The sequence below is a fragment of the Peptoniphilus sp. oral taxon 386 str. F0131 genome (assembly GCF_000090945.1).
Taxonomy (GTDB): Bacteria; Bacillota; Clostridia; order Tissierellales; family Peptoniphilaceae; genus Anaerosphaera; species Anaerosphaera mikwangii.
Window position 1 is genome coordinate 74,943 of record NZ_GL349422.1, and the last position, 21,061, is coordinate 96,003.

Annotated in this window: 16 protein-coding genes and 1 pseudogene; all 17 read right to left on the bottom strand. The window is 31.4% G+C overall.

What is annotated here, in order from left to right; genetic code table 11:
- A partial coding sequence (locus HMPREF0629_RS00445; RefSeq protein ID WP_039856333.1) for an aminopeptidase occupies positions 1-262 on the bottom strand: 262 nt, incomplete at its 3' end.
- Between the two features lie 84 nt (positions 263-346).
- A pseudogene (locus HMPREF0629_RS07755) lies at positions 347-1,207 on the bottom strand (DUF4368 domain-containing protein); the annotation flags it as partial.
- Positions 1,208-1,282: 75 nt separating this feature from the next.
- Positions 1,283-2,398: a peptidylprolyl isomerase gene (locus HMPREF0629_RS00460; RefSeq protein WP_081689749.1), complete on the bottom strand. Its 1,116-nt coding sequence runs from the start codon at positions 2,396-2,398 to the stop codon at positions 1,283-1,285.
- A 37-nt stretch (positions 2,399-2,435) separates the two neighbouring features.
- Positions 2,436-5,921 (bottom strand): transcription-repair coupling factor, encoded by a 3,486-nt coding sequence (mfd, locus tag HMPREF0629_RS00465; RefSeq protein ID WP_009221407.1) that lies wholly within the window; start codon positions 5,919-5,921, stop codon positions 2,436-2,438.
- Positions 5,922-5,972: 51 nt separating this feature from the next.
- Positions 5,973-6,545: an aminoacyl-tRNA hydrolase gene (pth, locus tag HMPREF0629_RS00470; RefSeq protein ID WP_009221408.1), complete on the bottom strand. Its 573-nt coding sequence runs from the start codon at positions 6,543-6,545 to the stop codon at positions 5,973-5,975.
- Between the two features lie 4 nt (positions 6,546-6,549).
- Positions 6,550-7,506 (bottom strand): ribose-phosphate pyrophosphokinase, encoded by a 957-nt coding sequence (locus HMPREF0629_RS00475; RefSeq protein WP_009221409.1) that lies wholly within the window; start codon positions 7,504-7,506, stop codon positions 6,550-6,552.
- Positions 7,507-7,523: 17 nt separating this feature from the next.
- On the bottom strand, positions 7,524-8,900 hold the full coding sequence (glmU, locus tag HMPREF0629_RS00480) for a bifunctional UDP-N-acetylglucosamine diphosphorylase/glucosamine-1-phosphate N-acetyltransferase GlmU (protein ID WP_036730166.1): 1,377 nt from the start codon (positions 8,898-8,900) through the stop codon (positions 7,524-7,526).
- Positions 8,901-9,138: 238 nt separating this feature from the next.
- Positions 9,139-9,408 (bottom strand): hypothetical protein, encoded by a 270-nt coding sequence (locus HMPREF0629_RS00485; protein ID WP_235043767.1) that lies wholly within the window; start codon positions 9,406-9,408, stop codon positions 9,139-9,141.
- Between the two features lie 65 nt (positions 9,409-9,473).
- The gene (locus HMPREF0629_RS00490; RefSeq protein ID WP_039856339.1) at positions 9,474-11,579 is read right to left on the bottom strand and encodes a hypothetical protein; all 2,106 of its coding nucleotides are present in this window, start codon (positions 11,577-11,579) and stop codon (positions 9,474-9,476) included.
- 37 nt (positions 11,580-11,616) lie between these two features.
- Positions 11,617-12,510 (bottom strand): stage 0 sporulation family protein, encoded by an 894-nt coding sequence (locus HMPREF0629_RS00495; RefSeq protein ID WP_009221413.1) that lies wholly within the window; start codon positions 12,508-12,510, stop codon positions 11,617-11,619.
- Positions 12,510-13,454 (bottom strand): ATP-binding protein, encoded by a 945-nt coding sequence (locus HMPREF0629_RS00500; RefSeq protein WP_009221414.1) that lies wholly within the window; start codon positions 13,452-13,454, stop codon positions 12,510-12,512. Before HMPREF0629_RS00500 ends, HMPREF0629_RS00495 begins: the two co-directional genes overlap by 1 nt.
- Entirely contained in the window at positions 13,454-13,738 is a 285-nt protein-coding gene (locus HMPREF0629_RS00505; protein ID WP_009221415.1) for a cyclic-di-AMP receptor, read from the bottom strand. The genes HMPREF0629_RS00500 and HMPREF0629_RS00505 overlap by 1 nt, the downstream gene beginning before the upstream one ends.
- 8 nt (positions 13,739-13,746) lie before the next feature.
- Entirely contained in the window at positions 13,747-14,073 is a 327-nt protein-coding gene (locus HMPREF0629_RS00510; protein WP_009221416.1) for a cyclic-di-AMP receptor, read from the bottom strand.
- Positions 14,074-14,076: 3 nt separating this feature from the next.
- Complete coding sequence (tmk, locus tag HMPREF0629_RS00515) at positions 14,077-14,688, bottom strand: dTMP kinase (RefSeq protein WP_009221417.1); 612 nt, start codon at positions 14,686-14,688, stop codon at positions 14,077-14,079.
- A complete protein-coding gene (locus HMPREF0629_RS00520) occupies positions 14,685-16,064 on the bottom strand; it encodes an aminotransferase class I/II-fold pyridoxal phosphate-dependent enzyme (RefSeq protein ID WP_039856343.1) in 1,380 nt (459 codons plus the stop codon). Before HMPREF0629_RS00520 ends, tmk begins: the two co-directional genes overlap by 4 nt.
- 88 nt (positions 16,065-16,152) lie before the next feature.
- Positions 16,153-20,187, bottom strand: coding sequence for an ABC transporter permease (locus tag HMPREF0629_RS00525; protein ID WP_039856346.1), 4,035 nt, complete (start codon positions 20,185-20,187; stop codon positions 16,153-16,155).
- Between the two features lie 9 nt (positions 20,188-20,196).
- Positions 20,197-20,898: an ABC transporter ATP-binding protein gene (locus HMPREF0629_RS00530; RefSeq protein ID WP_009221420.1), complete on the bottom strand. Its 702-nt coding sequence runs from the start codon at positions 20,896-20,898 to the stop codon at positions 20,197-20,199.
- Between the last annotated feature and the right edge of the window lie 163 nt (positions 20,899-21,061).

Below are 21,061 nucleotides of genomic sequence, written 5' to 3' on the forward strand. Positions count from 1 at the left end.
TATCCATTTTGTTCATCAATAAATATTGTGGAATATCGCTTAAAGTTTCAATACTTGCATTATTGTATCTTATTTTAGCTAAATTTTGGTCAGAATAATTTACAAAAACATCTTTTGCTCCTGCTTCAAATGCAGTTTCTGCAATTAAGTTAATAAACTCATAGGTTTCTACCGGACCTCTAATTACAAGCAGATCATCTTTCTTTATTTTAAGTCCTTCTCTTATTATTAAATTTGATTGACCTTTCCATATCTTTAACACCTAAACAAATACAAGTAATTTTGTTCATTTCTACCTCCTTAATTCGTCATTTTTCTCTTAATAATTGGTATTATTATACCATTTTTAAGCCATTTTTTCTATATCGGCTTTTTGCGGCACTTGACAGTTGCCTATAAAATTAAAATATACATCAACCTGTTGTTTTCGGTCTTTGCCTTGTCTTCCTCCTTTTGCTTCACGGACTACAACTTTTTCTATATACTCATTCATCATTGGTACTGTCAGTTCCCCAATATCGGTATATTTCTTTATCATTTTTAGGAATTTGTCGGTATCAACTTTTCTCTGATGATAGCTTTCAATTTCCTGTTCAAAATACTGTATTTGTTTTTCTAAATCTTGTTGCTCCGTATCATAGGTATTGAATAATCTATCAAAGTGTTTTACGGGAATTTTCCCAAGTGCATGGTCTTCATATAGCTTTGTAATAAGGGTTGTTAGTTCTTCATTTCTTGATGACAGTTTTTCTAACTTTTCTTTATCTCCTTGATACTTTTCTTCTCTTTTTTAGTCGGATAACTTGTTCATCATGTTTAGAAATTCTTGCTTATCTTCTTTGGCAAAGTCTGTTATTTCTTTGATGGATTTTAGGAGAATTTCATTGACTGTTTTTACTTTGATATAGTGCATACTGCAAGTGCCTTTTCTGTGTCTGTAATGTTGACATACAAAAGAGTAATCACTATCGTATTTCTTTTCTTTATGTTCTGCCGGCTCTCGATAACTTAGCTTTCTTCCACAATCGGAACAAATTAAAAGTCCTGTAAAGGAGTGTGAGGTTGTTCCGTACTTTGGACTTCTTCTTACTGTTTTTCTTAGCCTTTGGGCGTTATTCCATGTTTCTTCATCAATGATGGCTTGTCCTGTTCTTTTCGTATTTGACATGAGAATTACCTCCTTTCCAAGTTTCTTTTATTTTCTCTGTCCCTATGAGGTTAATCCTTTTGGAACCGTTGCTACACAAAAAGGTGAGCTACAGCTCACCTTTTACTTTAATTTTTAGTTCTTACTTTCATTTTTCTTTTCAGCATCTGCAGCTTCGTCTTTCTTATTTCCTTCTTTAGCTGCATTGCCTTCTGTTTTTTGTTCCGCATCTTTTCCCGGAACATTCTTTAATTGATATTCCTCAGGAATTTGTATTTCCTTAGTCGCATCTAAATATTCAGATATTTTTGCATCTTTTTGCATTTTTTCAATATAATCTGTAAACTTAGCTTGAGTAAGTTGTTGTTTTAATTCTTCTTTTACTTCATCTAATGTTCTCGCTGATTTTTCGTCAACTTTTACGATATGATATCCGAATTTGCTCTTAACCGGATCTGAAATTTCTCCTACTTTTAAAATTTTAACTACATCATTAAATTCAGCTACCATATCTCCATTCTTAAATTCTCCAAGTGAGCCTCCATTTGCCGCTGAACCCGGATCTTTAGAATTTTCTTTTGCCATCTCAGCAAAATCCGCTCCCTTATTAAGTTCTTTTTTCAACTTATTTGCTTCTTCCACTGTCTCAACTAAAATATGAGATGCTTTTGCCTTAAAGAAATTATCTTTATTCTTATCGTAGTATTTTTGAATTTCTTCATCTGTCGGTTCAAATTCTTTTATTTTTGTTTCATAGTAACTCTTCATAAGTTGAAGTTCTGTTAAATATGATTTGTAAAATTCAGGAGTTGAACCTAAAGCTTCAAGCTTTTGTTTATAAATTTCTTCTCCGCCCATTTGAGTGATTATAGCTTTAATTTCTTCATCTACCTTTGATTGATCAACTGCTATGTTGGATTTAGCTGCATCTTGCTTAACTAATTCCATTTGAATCATATTTTTTAAAGTGTTTTCTTTTATAGCTTGGTCAACTGTCTTTTTAGGATTATCTGCTGACGGTTGTGATAATACGTCTTCTGAACCTGCTGTAAGAACATATTGATTTCTTTGTGCAGCATATTGCATTACATAATCTTTTTCAGTTAAATCTGTTCCATTTACTGTTGCCACTACTCCTTCAGGTCCTTTTTTACCGCATGCTGTAACAAACATTAATGCTCCTAAAGATACTGCAACTATTTTTTTATTTAGTTGTTTGTTTTTTAAAAATTTCAATATCAAAATATTCATCCTTTCTTAATTTTTAATAATCTTTTTCTATTATACACTAATTTTCTGTATTTGGTGTGAGTTTTTTGTGTAATTTTATAATTTCTATGGCCCTTTTTAGCTCATCAAGCGGATATTTCAAGTTGTTCACTGTAAAGCCCGGCTCTGATCCGAGATTAAAGCTAATCTTTTTAAAACTGTCCGACAATTCGTTTATAAGTTCTAAATTTGGAAGATATGAGAGTTTAAATTCATATTCATCCTTCTTTTGTGTTATGGATTTTACTCCGACTTCTCTTGCCATATATCTTATAAGTGAAATATCCATTAAATTTGAAACCTGATATGGTATATCGGAAAATCTGTCTATTAGCTCATCCACTAAATCTGAATAATCATCATCCGATTCAATAGTAGCAATTTTTTTATAAATTTCTATTCTGTTATTTTCATCTTCTATATAACTTGCAGGAATGTATGAATCAACCTTTACATCTATTGTTGTATCATCTTCTTCTTTTACTTCTTCCCCTTTCATCTTTGAAAGAGTATCTCTAAGATACTTTATATAAAGGTCATATCCTATTGAATCTATATGTCCGTGCTGTCTTGAACCGAGTATACTTCCCGAACCTCTTATCTCCAAATCTCTAAGTGCTATTTTATAGCCTGAACCGAATTCTGTAAATTCTTTTATTGATTTAAGTCTTTTTTGTGCAATCTCCGAGAGTGAAATATCTCTGCCATATGTGAAATATGCATATGCTATCTTATTTGAGCGTCCTATCCTTCCTCTTAACTGATAAAGCTGTGAAAGACCCAATCTATTTGCATCTGAAACTATTATAGTATTTGCATTTTGAATATCCATTCCGGTTTCAATTATAGTCGAACACAACAACACGTCAAATTCGTGATTTATAAAGGAAATCATTGTATCTTCAAGCAACTGCTCGCTCATTTGACCATGTGCAATATTGAATTTCGCCTCCGGTACAAGATTTCTAAGTTCAATTAATTTATTTTCTATATTGGCAACCTTATTATATACAAAATAAACCTGTCCTCCTCTTTCGATTTCTTTTAAAATTGCCTCTCTGATCATCATGTCATTGTATTCAAGCACATAGGTTTGAACCGGAAATCTCTCTTCCGGCGGTTCCTCTATAACTGACATATCCCTTATTCCCACCATAGACATCTGTAGCGTTCGCGGAATAGGCGTTGCTGTTAGTGTAAGAGTGTCAACATTTTCTTTTAATATCTTAAGCTTTTCTTTATGCCTTACTCCAAAACGCTGTTCTTCATCTATCACAAGAAGTCCTAAATCTTTAAATACAACATCCTTTGAGAGTATTCTATGTGTCCCTATTATTATATCTACAAACCCTTTTTTTAAATCTTCCAGATCTTTCTTCTGTTGCATCTTACTTCTAAATCTACAAAGCAATGCAATTTTTACAGGGAAGTCTTTAAATCTTTCTATCATTGTGTTGTAATGTTGTTGTGCAAGAATTGTAGTCGGAACTAAAAATGCCACCTGCTTGCCGTCCATTATAGCTTTAAAAGCAGCTCTTATCGCGACTTCCGTCTTTCCATACCCTACATCCGCACATAAAAGTCTGTCCATAGGCTTGTCACTTTGCATATCATTTTTTATCTCTTCGGAAGATTCAAGTTGTCCTTGTGTTTCTTCATATTCAAAAGCATCTTCAAATTCTCTTTGCCACTGAGTATCCTCACTAAAGGCAAATCCCTTTACTTCTTGTCGCTTTGCATATAGCTTTATTAAATCTTCCGCCATATCCTCAACGCTTTTCTTTGCTTTAGATTTTGTCTTGCTCCATTCCAAACTGTTTAATTTATTTACCTTAGGTGCTTTACCTTCCGAACCGACATATTTATAAATCAGGTTTAGACTTTCAATCGGTAAAAATAACTTATCTTCACCCTTATATTCAATTACTATATAGTCTTTCTTTACATTTTGAACCTCAAGTCTTTTTGTTCCAATGTATTTTCCTATTCCATGTACCTCATGTACTACATAATCTCCAATATTTAAATCTTCAAAATTTATAACTTTATTTTTTTTCTTAGGCTTTCTTTTTACTTCTTTTAATCCATAAATTTCAGAGTAGTTTATAATTACAAATTTTATATCCGATATTTCAAACCCGTCATGAAGCGTACCTGTTGTTACTATTATTTCCGAACTTTTTATCTGTGCCTCAAAATGTTCTTCGTATCTTACAGTAAGTCCGAAGTCAATTAAAGTATTGCAAAGTCTTTTTGCCTTATTGTCATTTCCTGCCAATATTACAACTTTATATCCTCTATAAGTATAATCTTTTAAATCGTCTACAAACAGTTTCATTTTACCTCTGTAATTTGTTATAGACTTCATTCTAAAATTTACAATTACTCTTGGACTGAATTCCTTTGATTCAACTGTTAGTGTATTTAATGTTATTATGCTTAATTCCTTAATTTTTAAAATTGTCTTATTCAAATCAAATTGAACTTTTTCATGAGCCTTCAGCGCTTCTCCAAAGTTAATCTGTTCACTCAAATTATCTTTTTGCTCTACTTCAAGTACTCTTGCTCTATCTATACACCTGTTCGGTTCATCGATTAAAATTATCGGTTGTTCATTATAGTAATCAATTATTGAATTTAATTTTTCTTCTTCAACAAATGGCATTATCAAATCCATGTTTGCTATTGTCAAATTTTCCGTAAGACTATTTATATATTTAGAAAATTTTTCATTAAGTCTTTCCCTATAATTTCCGGAAAGTTTTGATTTTTTTAATTCTGCATTGAGATTTTTTAATATAGTTTGTCTATATTCATCAAGTAGTAAAAAATCACTTACAGGTCCAATTTCTACATCAGTCAAATTTTCTATTGATCTTTGAGTTGCTATATCAAAAGAACGTATTGAATCAACTTCAACATCAAACAGTTCTATTCTATATGGACTGATCGGAGTATATATATCTATTATTGCGCCTCTTATTGCAAATTGTCCTACTCCTTCAACTTGTGAACGTCTTTCATATCCCATGGTGATTAAATTTTTTTCAAGCAGTTTTATATCAAGCTCATCTGAACATGTTATATTTAGAATATATTTCTTAAATACTTCTCTATCTGCAATTTTATCTCTAAGCGCTTCTGTTGTTGCCACTAAGACTCTATTTCTATTCATTGCAAGATTTTGCATTGCCCTTATTCTAATTTTTATGTTATCAAGGCTCTTTGAATCTCTATCATATAAAAATATTTCTCTTTTAGGATATAAATCACAGTCTTTTATTCCAAGATTTAATAAATCTTCGTATATTTTTCTTGCTTTTAAATTATCAGGAGCTATTATAAGAATCGGCTTTTTTATTTCACTCAGTATTGAAAATGCCATATGTCCTATTTGTCCATCCGTTATTCCATAAACTCCGATTGGAGTTATATCGTTTTTTATAGATGACAGTATATCCTTAAATCCGCTCATATTCTTTACACTGTCTATCAAAAAGTTCACTCTATCACCTCGCTTTAATTTTAAAATCGGGAAGATATTCTCCCCGATTTTTTATTTTGACATCTTTTTATTATATTTATTCATGGCAGATTCAATGCCATTTTCAATAATTTCAATAACACTTTGTGCAGCATTTTCTATTGTGTTATTCATCTCCGTTTGTTCTGATTTGGAAAAACCGCTCAAAACAAAATCTGCTAAATCCTCATTTTGACCTTGTTTCCCAACTCCGATTTTAATTCTCGGAAATTCATCACTTTGGAGCATATATATTATTGACTTAAGTCCGTTATGCGTCCCTGCAGAACCTTTTTTCTTTATCTTCAAGCTTGAAAATTCTATGTCTATATCATCTACAATTACTATTAAATTTTTAGGATTTACCTTGTAAAAATTACATATTTCGTAAATACACTGACCGCTGTTATTCATGTATGTCTGCGGTTTTACTAAATATACTTTTTCGCCTGCTATATTTGTCTCTCCTACAAGTCCCTTAAACTTAATTCTGTTTACATTGACATTCAGCTTCCTTGCAAGCTCATCTATTGCTAAAAATCCCATATTATGTCTTGTGTTTTCATATTGTCTACCGGGATTTCCAAGACCTGCTACTATATACAATTTATCACCTGTTATCAAACATTTCACTTATTGAAGTGTTTGAGTTAATTCTTTTAATTGCACTTGCAAATAAAGGAGCAACACTTACCACTTCAAGTTTTTCCACTTTTTGCTCTTCTTTAAGCTCAATAGTATCTGTTATTATGAACTTTTCCATCACGCTGCCGCTTAATCTTTCAATAGCCGGGCCTGAAAGTACGCCATGAGTGGCACAACCATATACTTTCTTAGCTCCCTTCTTTTTTAATGCTTCCGCAGCTTGACATATAGTTCCTGCAGTATCCACAATATCATCAACTAAGATACAATTCTTTCCTTTTATATCTCCTATTATATTCATTACCTCAGATACATTCGGTTTCGGTCTTCTCTTCTCAATAATTGCTATCGGCAAATTTAATTCATTTGCAAATTTTCTTGTTCTTGTAACTCCACCAAGATCAGGAGATACTACAACAAAATCTTCTTTCTTTACAATATCTTTAAAGTATCTTGCAAGATATGGAACTGCTGTTAAATGGTCAACCGGAATATTAAAGTATCCTTGAATTTGACCTGCGTGAAGATCCATTGCAACTACTCTGTCAGCACCTGCAACAGTAACCAAATCGGCAACAAGTTTTGATGTAATAGGTTCTCTTGCTTTTGTCTTTCTGTCTTGTCTTGCATATCCATAATATGGAATAACCGCATTAATTCTACCCGCTGATGCTCTCTTAAGTGCATCGATTAAAATTAATATTTCCATCAGGTTATTATTTACAGGATTGGAAGTTGACTGTATTACATACACATCCTTACCTCTTACTGTTTCAGCTATATCGATAGCAATTTCCCCATCAGAAAAAGTTTTTACTTCACACTTACCTTTTTTAATACCTAATTCATCACATATTCTATCTACAAGACTATGATTAGAATTACCTGTAAATACTATAATCTCTCCACCGCATGAATTCATTTTGTTCCTCCTGATTTTTACTTTAATCCTTTTTTATCTACCCAACCATCTATGTTAGTCTGCTTTGCACGTTCAACTGCAAGCTGACCTTCACATACTTTTTTTGTTATAGTCGAACCTGCTGCAACATATCCATAATCTTCAACAATTACAGGTGCGACTAAATTTGCATTTGAACCTATAAATCCATTGTCTCCTACTATAGTTCTATGTTTATTCTTTCCGTCATAGTTTACAAATACTACTCCACAGCCTATATTTACCTTTTCACCCACATCCGCATCTCCTATATATGCAAGATGTCCTGCCTTTGAACCATTGCCGAATTTTGAATTTTTAACCTCTACAAAATTTCCGATTCTTGCATTTGAACCAATATTTGCATTAGGTCTTAAATGTGCAAACGGTCCAACTGTAGTATTCTCTCCTACACTCGAACTTTCTATTAAAGCATTATCTATAACTACATTGTCAGATATTACCGAATCAACTATTCTCGTATTTCCATATATGGTACAATTTTCTCCTATAGTGGTATTTCCTTGAAGTACAGCTCCCGGATAAATTACAGTATCTCTTCCGATATTGACAGTAGGTTCTATTATTACTGAATTTGAATCTATCATTGTAACGCCATCAAGCATATACTGTTTATTTATTCTCTTCTTCATTATATCTGTACATACGGCAAGTCCGTCTCTTGAATTTACTCCAAGTATTTCACAATTATCTTTTAACTTATATCCGCCTATTCTCTTGTGAGAATTAAATATTGCAGATACTACATCCGTAAGATATAACTCTCCTTGAGAATTATTTGTGTCTAAAGTTTTTATTGCCTCTTTTAAATCTCCACCATTAAATGCAAATATTCCCGAATTTATTTCACGAATCAGTTTTTCTTTTTCACTCGCATCTTTTTGCTCTACAATTTTATAAATTTTAGCAGCATCATCTCTTACAATTCGTCCATATCCAAACGGATTTTCAAGTTCTGCCGTTAAAATTGTACACGAAAAATTACCTTGCTCATGATATTGTAACAATCCATCCAAGGTTTCAGACTTTATTAAAGGAGTATCTCCGTTTAAAATCAATACAGTATCTTCATCATCAAAATCATCAAGAGCCTGCATCACTGCATATCCCGTTCCATACGGAAATTCATCTCCCACCGGCTGAGTTCTAAATACTATATCTCTTTCATCAAAACACTCTCTTATTTTCTCTTTCCCATGCCCAACTATTACACTTATTTTTTCTACATTTGATTCTTTTGCACTGTTTATTACATATCCAAGCATTGGAACCCCCAAAATTTTGTGTAGTACCTTGGGCAATTTAGACTTCATTCTTGTCCCCTCACCTGCTGCAAGGATAACAGAAACTTTCATTAATTTAACCACACCTCTTCTTATCTTCTTACTTTATATTATAACCATCATACAAATTTATCTCAATACAAATATTAAAGTTATTACTTTTCAAACAATATTATTTTTAAATTAATTTTACAATTAAAAATAAAAAAACAAGATTTCAAAATACAAAAATCTTGTTTTTTATTTATTATTAAAATTTACACCACATTTACATTTATTTACATATACTTATCTATTTATGCCTTAACCCCTACTTCGGCTCATACAACTCATATATGCCATATATATTCACACCTAAGCCGACTAACATCTTTATAACTTCAGGAATTTCTTTTATCGTTATATATAGCCTAAGCCCATTATATTTCAGCATTCCCTTTCCGTAATATTTTGACTCCAAACTGTTAAAATTATCAAGCAATAATTCTCTAACAGTATCCATATTTCCTATCATAAAAAATACTTTATGCTCCGTATCATCTGTTTGAAAGTCAAATTGATTTATAAGCAATGTTCTCATAACCATCTTCTCCTATCTGATTTATTCATACCCTAAGAACATCACTTTAAACTATGATAAATTTTTTAATCAGAAAAGCCGATATTATCTATGCTTATTTTTCCACTTTCTCCTTTAAATATAAAATTCAAATATCTAATCTCATTTAAATTTATTTTGGATTTCGTCTTAAAATCAGAAATTGGAATTCTTAATGTCTGATAAGATCCGTTATAATCGTATTCATTTGAAATAAACTGAAGCTTTGACTTTTCAACCTTCACCTTAGGATATAACGTGATATAGTCTGAAATATTTACTTCAGACTCATTGCCGTATTTATCCGTTAATCTAATTTTAAAATTCACCTTATTATAAAGTTCAAGTTTTTCTTCATTTGCAATATCAACTTGAAGGTACTTTTTAACTTTTGGTGCTGTGTCAAATAAGAGTTCGTAGTCCCCTGAACCGCTATACCTCAAATTTAAACATGTATCGGAACTGCTGTTTCCTATTTTTTTATCAGATTCATACATCGAGTTGAAACCGTTAAATTTTGAAGTTCCGTATTTAAAAGTTGTAAGGTCATAATCTTCTTCAAAATCACATATGCTTTCAAAAGTATCGTCTGAATACCTTGAATAATAAAATGTTTTTGGCATCGCATATTTATACGGATTCTTAAATAAACCTCTATCGTTTATAAAACCAAAACTATTTGCTAAAAATGAATACATATATTCACAGATTATTTCCTGCTGGCTTTCTTCCGAAATCAATGCAGGCGTATTTACAAATAAACTATATGGAGGATCTGCATCGGCGCTTCCCCATTTTTCATTAAATTGCCCATGATTTGCATATCCTACATATACCGCAGATTTAAAATTATTTGAACCTTCTGAAAATTTTACATTATTGTATAACACCATACCGTCAAAGCCTTCCACATCTTTGTCGTGACTTCCATGAATTGTAAAAAAATTTACATCTTTCATTGCAAGAGCCTTATTCGACGGATTGTACTGCCCTTCAGTCGGTGCTATTGACGCAACAGCCTTTATATTAAAATTATAGTCAAGTTTATCTCCGTTATCCGGATTATACTCAAGAACATTAAAATTTTGTGCCGCCACAACCGCTTCTCCACCACGCGAATGTCCTGCTATTGCAACTTGACTTTCATCAATCAAATTATAATACTCTGATTTTGAATCCTTATTTTCCTTTAATACATATTTAATATTTTCAAGCAATAATATTGCTCTTGCATCATTTTCTTTGCCAACTCCATATTTTAAAAATCCGTTTAGCATATTCATATCAACTGATACTACTATAATACCTCTTCTTGCAAGATACTTTCCAAGATAATCATACCCTAAATAATTTTGCTCTGTAAATCTATGATTTCCATGAGTTATAAAAAGCACCGGAGAATTTTCCTTATTTTCCGGATACCAAACCTTTCCCTTAATAGGAACTGCTCCAAGACTTCTACCAAAATATTTGTCCCTTATCTTTTTAGTTGTTCCGCTATAATTTACATATTTCATAAGTGATACTGTATCTTTAAGATCCTGACCGTATTCATATGATGCTGCGGAATAATTTATATTTCCATCAAGTTTTTTTGTTCCCGTTTCTGCTATTTTCATAGCCGAATCAGTTGAAGATTTATTAAAAAACAACAATGTAAATACCGAAAATCCTATAAGCGCAATTGACGGTACAAGCAATAAAATCGGAAGCTTTTTTTTGTTTAAAACTACTGCTATAAATGATTTAAATAAAACAAAGAGTATTGCCGCAATTATTAACGGAAACGTATATACATGCCAATCATCTAAAAATGCATCATAACTTAATTCATCTATAACAAAATATAAAACTGCATATAATAAGCTAAATAGTATTATGTTTTTCGTGCCCATTCTCTTAAATATAGTAACTGCAATTTTTATAATAGGAACCAAAACAGATATAACTATATAAAATCCTACAGTCAGTAAACAAAATGTCAGTATATTAGAAAAACCGTGATCTGCTATATAATAATACAACTGTGAACTTAAAATTCCCGCTATCATAAGTTTTATAAATATATTTGCTTTTTCGGTATTACCAAATTTATTCAGTAAAAGATTCTTAAACTTAGAATAAATTTTTATTACTATATTATCTATTTTCATAAAAAAAGTGAAAAGTGAGATATCCCACCTTTCACCATCACTCCCTTTCAAGTTCTTTTAATTCTTCAGGTTTAGCCTCTTCTTCATATAGATTTGACGAATAAGTCTCAAAATCTTTATTAAATTTTTTTGTTCTTTTAACATCATCCATTCCGTAAAGAGCATATTCAGAACTATCTCCATCAGTAAATATTACCTTCACCAATTCCTGAATAGTATAGGATGAAACAACTGTGCCTTTTCCTCTATCAGTTTCAACAATTTCTCCCACTCTTGGAATTTTCTTTAAAATACACTCATATCCGTCTTGTTCATATTTAAGACAACACATAAGTCTTCCGCATACTCCCGATATTTTCGTAGGATTTAACGAAAGATTTTGATCTTTTGCCATTTTTATAGACACCGGTGTAAATTCTGATAAAAATGCGGAACAACAACATGCTCTTCCGCAACATCCAAGTCCTCCAACAGTTTTTGCTTCATCTCTTACTCCAATTTGTCTAAGTTCTATCCTCGTTCTAAATACAGAAGCTAAGTCCTTAACCAAATCTCTGAAATCAATTCTTCCATCGGCTGTAAAATAAAATAACAACTTTGAATTGTCAAATGTGTATTCACATCCTGTAAGGTGCATATCGAGATTATGTTTTTGGCATTGCTGCTCACAGATTATAAGTGCCTCTTTGGCTTTATTTCTATTGTCAATATTCTTACTTTCATCTTCAATAGTTGCAATTCTAATTACAGGTTTAAGTTCAGAAAATATCTCACTCTCATCAATCTGTTTAGATACAACTACTTTGCCATACTCCAAACCTCTAATAGTTTCAACTATTACATAGTCTGATATTTCGGCTCCGGTTGAATTGGGATCAAAGTAATAAATTTTTCCGGTTTTTTTAAACCTGACCCCTACAACATCTATCATCAAATTCCTCCTATTTTTATAAGCATCTTTTCAATAGTCAATTCAAAATTCGTATTGCTGCTTAAAAGTCTTGACGTATTTATAATTTCATCAACCATGCTGATTGCATCGGAAGATGATATTGTCTGTTTATTCAAAAATATAAGTTTATCAATATTTATGACATATTCGACATCAATACCTTGTTTTAAAAGCGCTACATCTCTTAAAAAGATTATAAAAATATTAAATATCTCTTTAATCTCTTTTTCATTTTCTTTGAAAAAACTATATTCTCTAAATGGAAATGCTTTTAAATTTATAATTCTATCCAGTGTTTCTATACTCTTATCTCTAAGTGCCAAAAATTTTGGATCATTTGAATACCTGATTGCCCTCTTTACAGAGCCAACGGATATTCTTGAGAAAAGATGAGCATTTTTTTCGTCTATCCCCTCTTTATTTATTAAAAATTTTTCTATCTCTTCATTTGAAACATCTTTAAATTTAATAATCCTTGTTCTCGATATTATAGTTGGTAATATCTTATTAATGTTTTTTGCTATGAGTATTATCTTTAAATAGTATTGAGGTTCTTCCAGTGTCTTCAATAGAGCATTTTGTGCCCCTATTGTAAACTCATCAAATCCATCAACTATAAATACTTTGTTTTCTGATTCATACGGCATTTTTGCCGCATCTAAAATAAGCCTTTCAATATCCTCTTTATTTATAGTATCCTCGCTTCTAATAATTCTCAAATCAGGATGACTGAAATCGAATATTTTTTTACAGCTTATCGTGTCCTCTCCACATAATATTCTTTTTGCAAAAGCTTTGGCTGCAGTGTATTTACCTACACCTTCACTACCGAAAAATAAATATGCATGTGAAATATCTCTATTTATAATATTCTGCTCAAGTTCCTGCAATACCTTTGAATTTCCAACAAAATCTATCAGCATTATATTCTCAAGCTTTCTTCTACATTAACTATAAAAATCGTAGCTCCGCTTATTTTGAAATCTCCATACTCATTATGAAGTTCTTCGGTTTTTGTAACTTCTCTAAATATACTGTCTATATGAGGAATTTCAGATTCTTCTGCTCCAAGCAATAAAGTAGTATTTCCACTTTTAAAAAAACCTCCAGTTGAAGAAACTTTTGTTACATAAATTCCATCATCTAAAAATCTATCCATTAAATCATTTATAAATTTATCTTGAACTATCGCAATAATCATTTTCATAGTATCACCTAATATCTCTTAAATTCTTCCACATTTAATACAAATGCTGTCGCTCCGCCTACTCTTACTTGTATAGGAACAGGAATCATAGCTTGGCCCGGTATATTTATTGTTTGAATTATCTTTGTAACTTCTCTTGTCTTACAATTGTTGGTTATTAATTTTAAAAGTGCTTCAACTTCACTATCATCTACACCTATTAAAAGTGTGGTGTTACCGCTTTTTAAAAATCCGCCTGTTGTACTCATTTTAGTAACTCTAAAGTTGTTTTTAGTAAGTTCCTCTATAAGATGATCCGCATCTACATCCTGTACTATCGCTATTACAAGTTTCATAAATCATCCCTCCAATTTTTTATATAGAATATCTAAACAATCATTTAAAACTTCCTCTATGCCTCTTGTAGCATCAATAACACAATATTTTTTCTCTTTTGCAAGTTCTCTATAAGCCTCTTTAACCCTACTGTGAAATTCATTGCCGCAAATTTCAATTCTGTCTCCTCCAAATTCAAGCTTTCTATTCTCAGAACTTATATTTCCGGTATCAAATAAGAATACCACATCAGGTTCAACTTCTCCTGTGGCAAACTTATTTATATTTTCTATACTTTCTCTACCAAGTCCTCTTCCAAAGCCTTGATATGCAATAGATGAAAGTACAAACCTCTCACATAAAACTATGCTTCCGTTTTTTAACGCCGGAAGTATTTTTTCTTCAACATGCTGCGCACGAGAAGCTGCATATAAAAGTGCTTCTGTCCTTGATGTCATTTCAATATTTTCATTGTCTAATATTATATTTCTTATTTTTTCAGATATTTTTGTACCACCCGGTTCTCTTGTCTTTACAACATCATATTCAGCTTTTAATTTTTCATATACTAAATTTGCTATTGTACTTTTTCCGCAACCATCAGGTCCTTCAAATGTCACAAAAATTCCTCTCATAATATAACCTCAACCTTATTGTCAGCAATTCCAACAACTTCTATACCGACATTTTCATAGTTTAGTATTTCTTCAACTATTTTTTCAGTAATCAACTCTCCATAAGAGACTACCGGAATTCCCGGCGGATATGCCGCTATAATAGATGCGCTGACTCTTCCTATTGCATCTTTTATATCTACTTCTTCACTCGCACTGTAATATGCTTTTCTTGGAGTTGTAATCAATCCGGGCTTTATTATGTTTATACTTTTCACTTCGCAAATTTCATCAATATTCTTGTATAAATTTTTTAACGCACTCTCAAGTATCTTAAAATCATCTTTTTCATCGACTACGCTGCTCAGTGCAAGAACATAATATAAATCACCCATCTCTAATCTAATATTATAACTCATAAATAATTTTTTAACAACGTCAAAACCTGTATATCCATCTATTCTCATTAGTATCTTACTGTCATCAACACAAGCTATTGTATCATCATTCTTATCTCCGTCAAAAAATTTAACCTGTCCCTTTAAATTCTCTTTCATTTTTTTAATAAATTCACTATTTTCAGCAAGTCTTTTCGCTCCATGTTCTTGCATATAACTAACCGCAAATTCAGAAGATTGCATCAGTAAGTATGAAGGTGAAGTACTTGATACCAAATTCATTCTATTAATTATTTTTCTGTGGGAAATTTCATCATTATTTACATGAAGCAGTGCCGTTTGTGTTAGACTTGGAATTGTTTTATGGGTTGAATGAACAATTATATCGGCTCCGCAATTTATTGCCGAATACTCTCTTAATTTTTCCGAAAATGCCATATGAGAGCCGTGAGCCTCATCAACTATCAGATAAGCATTAAACTTATGTACTATATCTGCAATCTCTTTTAATTTCAAACACACTCCAAAATAATTCGGACTAACTAATACAACTGCTTTTATCATCGGGTCTTTCTCTAACTGCCTTCTAATATCTTCAGGATCAATCCCCGTAATTAAATTATATTTATTATTATAATTTGCATATACATAACTTGGAACTAAATCGTTTATTACAAGAGAATTATATACGGACTTATGACAATTTCTCTGTATGAGAACATGGTCATTAGGATTAGTAACAGCTGAAATAGCAATATTAAGAGCTCCCGTAGAACCGTTCTCAACATAATAGGTTCTCTTGACACCGTAAATTTCAGCAATTTCCTGTTGTGATTTTAATATACATCCGTTTGGATTAAGTAAATTATCAGTACCAACAGTTTCTGTTATATCATTTTTATAATCAAAGTCAAAAATATCTTTTGATTTATGGCCCGGCATAGAAAAAACAACTTTGTCTTTCATTCTTTGAACAACATTAAAGATATGTCTTTCCAAACATCCTACCTCCTTATATTTTTGTTTATGCATAATTATAACATAGTTTTATACTCAATAATAATAAAATAAGCTCTATATAAAGAGCTTATTCATTAGATTTTAAAGATTCTATCATATCAATATTTTTCAATTTTTCATGGAAAATCACCATAATCAATATACTTACTATTACAGTAATCATAGATGCTATTATATAGCTCGATACTAATAACTTGGGTGATAACATAGCTTGATCCGGCGGTACTACTTGCAATACTCCATAGTGAAGAGCTTTTCCTACAAAAAGACCTATTACTATGCCGATAACTGTAAGTATCCATGTTTCTCTATATATATATTGAGTAGTTTCTCTTGCATAAAATCCAAGTACCTTTATTGTTGAAATTTCTCTTAATCTCTCTTCTATGTTAATATTTGTAAGATTATATAAAACCACCATGGCAAGCAGACTTGATGCAACTGTAATTACAACCTCAACTTTAGATATTGAATACATAAATCTGTCCATCAAATTTTTAACTACGCTTAAATCCATAACCGATATTACAGATTTATAACTTGAAAATTCAGAGCTTAACTTATCAATCTCATCATTATTCATCTTTAAATTCATCAGATCTGAGTTAGGCGCATATTCTCTTCCAAATATTTTTTCATAATATTCAATATTCATAAAGATATAATGTCCGGTATACATCTCACATATTCCCGAAACCATCATCTTATATTCTCTATCTTCATCATCATTTAATTTTAAAATATCTCCTATTTTAAGATTAAATATTTTTGCAAATTTTTCACTTACTACTACTCCGTTATCAGATAATTCAATTGGCTCTTTAGTCACTCTATCTCTAATGGAAAAATACTTATCATACACTTTATCGGAGCTTGGAACTGTAAGTAACACTGCCTGATTTGTTCCCTTATATTCAATTTTTAAATTCTCCTGATAAAACTGTCCGCTTTCTATGTTATTTTTATCTACAAATCTTCTATATTCATCATACGAATTTTCATCTATATCTCTATCATAAATCACTGAAAGATTATATTTTAAAACCTCATCAAATTGAATATTTGCAATTCCTCTTACAGAGCCTTTTATTCCAAAACCAAGTACAAGAAGTGCAGTACAACCCATAATTCCAATTATGGTCATTACCATTCTCTTTTTATATCTGAATAAATTTCGCGCCGTTACTTTTTGTAGAAAATCAAGTTTTGACCAAATAAAAGTTAATCTTTCAAACAAAATTCTATTTCCGTTTTTAGGCGGCTTAACTCTTAAAAGACTTGCCGTATTTTCTCTAAGGCTTGCATTTACAGAAATTTTCGCTGCAACTGCTGTAAACAAAAGTCCCGTTATAATAGATAACAAAATTCTGAAAGGATATATTTTATAAATTATCTCATTTTCAAAAACACTACCTGCATAATAAGCACCTCCAATAATCATAGGAAGTATATAACTGCCAAGTCCCGCTCCTATACTTCCGCCAAGTATTGAAGCTGATGCTCCGTAGTTGAAAAATTTTTTAGATATCTCTCTTTCTGTGTAGCCAAGTGCTTTATATGTTCCGATTATGGTTCTGTTATCCTCTACCATTCTCGTCATCGTATTAAATGATACAAGCATTGAAATCAGAAAGAAAAATACAGGAAATATACATGATAATTTATCTACTCTTCGTGAAAAATCAAGATACATATTTAAATCAAAGTTTGAAGTTCTTGGAGTTATAGAATAGCTCGGTCTTTTTAAAATTTTCAAAATCCTCTTCGCATCTGATATTTTTTTCTCTCCGTCAAATATTTTTTCATCTGCCTCTTTTGATTTATCTATAAACTCACGCTCACCTTTTTTTAAATCCACTTCAGATTTATATAACTTAGATTTTGCATTATTAAATTTATCTTGTCCCTTCTTTACCTCATCATTATAATTCTTTAATCCTTCTTCGTAATCTTTCTTACCGTCTTTAAATCTTTCTCTTCCATTTTCAAGATCAGATTTCCCCTCTATATACTTAGCGTAATTTTCATCATATTTTTTCTTACCGTCTTCATACTCTTTTTTGCCATCTTCAAGCTTTATTTTGGCATCATCAAGTTTTACCTTAGCATCATCAAGTTTTTGCTTACCTTCTATATATTTTCTCTTTCCGTCTTCAAGCTTATTTTTATTTTCAAAATATTCCTGTTCTCCTTTATTAGCCTGTTCAATTCCTGAAAAAAGTTGTTTTTCTCCCTCAGCTAATTTCTCTTTACCTGCCTCGAGCTTAATCTTAGCTGTTTCAAGCTTTCCCTTACTTTCTTCTATCTTTAAAATTCCCGCTTTTGCAAGTCCGATTTGAGCTTTAAGAGTATCATAATCTTTTAATATATCTGTTCCTGCAGGTAATTGAGCATTTATTTTACTTATAGCCGCTTCAAGCTCGACCTTCTTACCTTCTAATGATGTCAACATTTGAGTAGCCGTTTCTATACCAGCAATAACTTGTGCTAAATTTTGCTCAAGTACGGCTTTTTTTGCATTTAACTCCGCCTTTTGTTCTTCTGTCAGCGAAGGATCTTCTAATGCAAGAACAATTTGCGCAATTCCCTCTTCTATCTGAACCTTCTGTGCATTCAAAGTTGTAATATTTTCCTGCGCAGTACTTATTCCAGCAATGACTTGATTATATCCGTCTATTACCTGTTTAGCCTGCCCAAGAGCTGCATCTAAAGAATATATCTTTTCTCTGATTTGTGATAAATCGGTAGTATTTAATCCAACGGAATCTGCTAACTTTTTAATTCCGTCATTAAGTTCCTTTTCCGCATAAATTAATTTTTTTTCATTTTCAGATAACTCTTTCTTTCCTTCTTCAATCTTTAATTTTGACTCTTCTATTTTTTTCCAACCATCATCAAGTTTTTTTCTTCCTTCAATGAGCTGTTGTTCTCCTTCAATCAGCTGAGTTTCACTTGCTTTAAGCTTACCAAGTCCCTCATCATATTCAGCTTTTCCGCTTATATATTTTTCCTCTCCGTCAGCTATCTCACGTTTTGCGTCATCAAGTTCATTCTTTCCTTCTACAAGCTTGTCATATCCTTCTGCAAGTTCCGTTTCACCTTTTTTTATATCCTGCTCGGATTTATAAAGCTTATTCTTTGCATCATCAAGTTTATCCTTAGCTTTAGATGTCTCGGAATCAAATTCTGCTCTGCCTTTTTTATATTCGCTCTTTCCTTCTTCTAATTTTTTTCTTCCATCCTCAAGCTTAGTCTTGGCATCAGATAATTTTTCTTTAGCATCGGCTATTTTATCTTCTCCCTTAAAAATTTCATCAGATATGTCAGACTTTAAATCTTCAAGCCTATTATCCGGTCTGTATTTAAAATCTATCTCCAAAGAATTTCTATGGCTTTCAACTGCTTTTTTATACTTATTTGAACTTGTTAAAAGTCCTACAGTGTCCTTAAATTTTATTTTTGCAGTAGTTACATCAATATCAAATTCATCAGAATTGATATATGCAAGTCCCTTTATATCTCCAAGACCTCTGTTTGACTGTCCTTTCGAATCTTGATTTGAAGCATAATTTGCGCTTTTAAAAAAACCTGTTACAACATAATCATAATCTTTCAAATACGGTTTTTTATCATCTTCCATACTGAATTTATTAATTTCACGCTGAAAATGAATGGTATCTCCTATTGAAATACCTTTTTCCTCCAATTTTTCATTTAAAATAATCTCTCTATTTCCATTTACAGCTCTTCCTTTAACAATTATAGGCATGTCAATTTTATATGGCATACTTGAAACATTAATCAGTAAATTTTTTCCCTTTACCGAAAGATCTGTATCATATCCATATTCAAGTTCTGATATATCATCTTGTGATTCAATAATTTTTATATCCTCATCTTCAAATCCAAGAGGAGATTTTATCAAAATATCTTCTATATTTTGCCTATCAACCACTTTATCTATTGTGTATCTCATTATGGAGCCTGTTACAATAAGACCCACAAATACAAACACTCCAAGTGCAACTATAATTATTATAGAAAGATATCTTGAAAAAGTCCTCACGATTTCTCTGAGAGTGTCTTTATTCAAAAGATTCACAACATCCACCTACCACTCTATTTCATCAATACTACACGGACTGTCGTTTAAACTTATGCTTCTCACTTTTGCATCCGATATTTCTATAACTCTATTTGCAATAGGAGCTATTGCTTTGTTGTGAGTTATAACGACAACAGTTGTTCCCATATCTCTACTTAAATTTTGTAAAATTTTCAAAACTTGTTTACCGGTTCTATAATCAAGCGCTCCGGTAGGTTCATCACATAATAAAATCTTTGGATTTTTTGATATTGCTCTTGCAATAGCTACTCTTTGTTGTTCTCCGCCTGAAAGCTGTGATGGAAAATTATTTATTCTATCTCCGAGTCCTACTGATTCTAAAACTTCTTTAGAATTTCTTGCGTTTTTTACAATTTGATTTGCAAGTTCAACATTTTCAAGAGCAGTTAAATTTGGAATTAAATTATAAAATTGAAAAACAAATCCCATATCATATCGTCTATATGTTGTCAACTCTCTCTTATTCATATTGGAAATTTCTTTATTATCAACCTTAATACTTCCCTCCGACGGAGTATCCATTCCGCCTAAAATATTTAACAAAGTGGACTTTCCGGCTCCCGATGGACCTAAAATTAATGCAAATTCACCTTTTTCAATTTCAAAACTGATGTCATTATTTGCTAAAATTACAGTTTCACCCATAGTATATCTCTTATATAAATTCCTAACTTCTATAAATGCCATTTCGTCCTCCAAAACTCTATTTATTTAATAATTATATCACATTTTTTATCTTATGTTTAATTATGTATCATTAAAAATACATAATTATTACAATTTGTAAATTTTATGTTTAATTAAATTTATATAAAACAAAAACTTGCGAGAGTTTATTTTCCTCGCAAGT

What these genes read in the sequence shown, in the direction of transcription:
- tmk (WP_009221417.1), bottom strand. Translation starts at nt 14,688, where the DNA reads ATGAGAGGAATTTTTGTGACATTTGAAGGACCTGATGGTTGCGGAAAA.
- HMPREF0629_RS00490 (WP_039856339.1), bottom strand. Translation starts at nt 11,579, where the DNA reads ATGAAAATAGATAATATAGTAATAAAAATTTATTCTAAGTTTAAGAAT.
- HMPREF0629_RS00485 (WP_235043767.1), bottom strand. Translation starts at nt 9,408, where the DNA reads ATGAGAACATTGCTTATAAATCAATTTGACTTTCAAACAGATGATACG.
- HMPREF0629_RS00500 (WP_009221414.1), bottom strand. Translation starts at nt 13,454, where the DNA reads ATGCTGATAGATTTTGTTGGAAATTCAAAGGTATTGCAGGAACTTGAG.
- HMPREF0629_RS00475 (WP_009221409.1), bottom strand. Translation starts at nt 7,506, where the DNA reads ATGAATTCATGCGGTGGAGAGATTATAGTATTTACAGGTAATTCTAAT.
- HMPREF0629_RS00495 (WP_009221413.1), bottom strand. Translation starts at nt 12,510, where the DNA reads ATGATAGATGTTGTAGGGGTCAGGTTTAAAAAAACCGGAAAAATTTAT.
- HMPREF0629_RS00505 (WP_009221415.1), bottom strand. Translation starts at nt 13,738, where the DNA reads ATGAAAATGATTATTGCGATAGTTCAAGATAAATTTATAAATGATTTA.
- HMPREF0629_RS00530 (WP_009221420.1), bottom strand. Translation starts at nt 20,898, where the DNA reads ATGGCATTTATAGAAGTTAGGAATTTATATAAGAGATATACTATGGGT.
- glmU (WP_036730166.1), bottom strand. Translation starts at nt 8,900, where the DNA reads ATGAAAGTTTCTGTTATCCTTGCAGCAGGTGAGGGGACAAGAATGAAG.
- HMPREF0629_RS00510 (WP_009221416.1), bottom strand. Translation starts at nt 14,073, where the DNA reads ATGAAACTTGTAATAGCGATAGTACAGGATGTAGATGCGGATCATCTT.
- HMPREF0629_RS00460 (WP_081689749.1), bottom strand. Translation starts at nt 2,398, where the DNA reads ATGAATATTTTGATATTGAAATTTTTAAAAAACAAACAACTAAATAAA.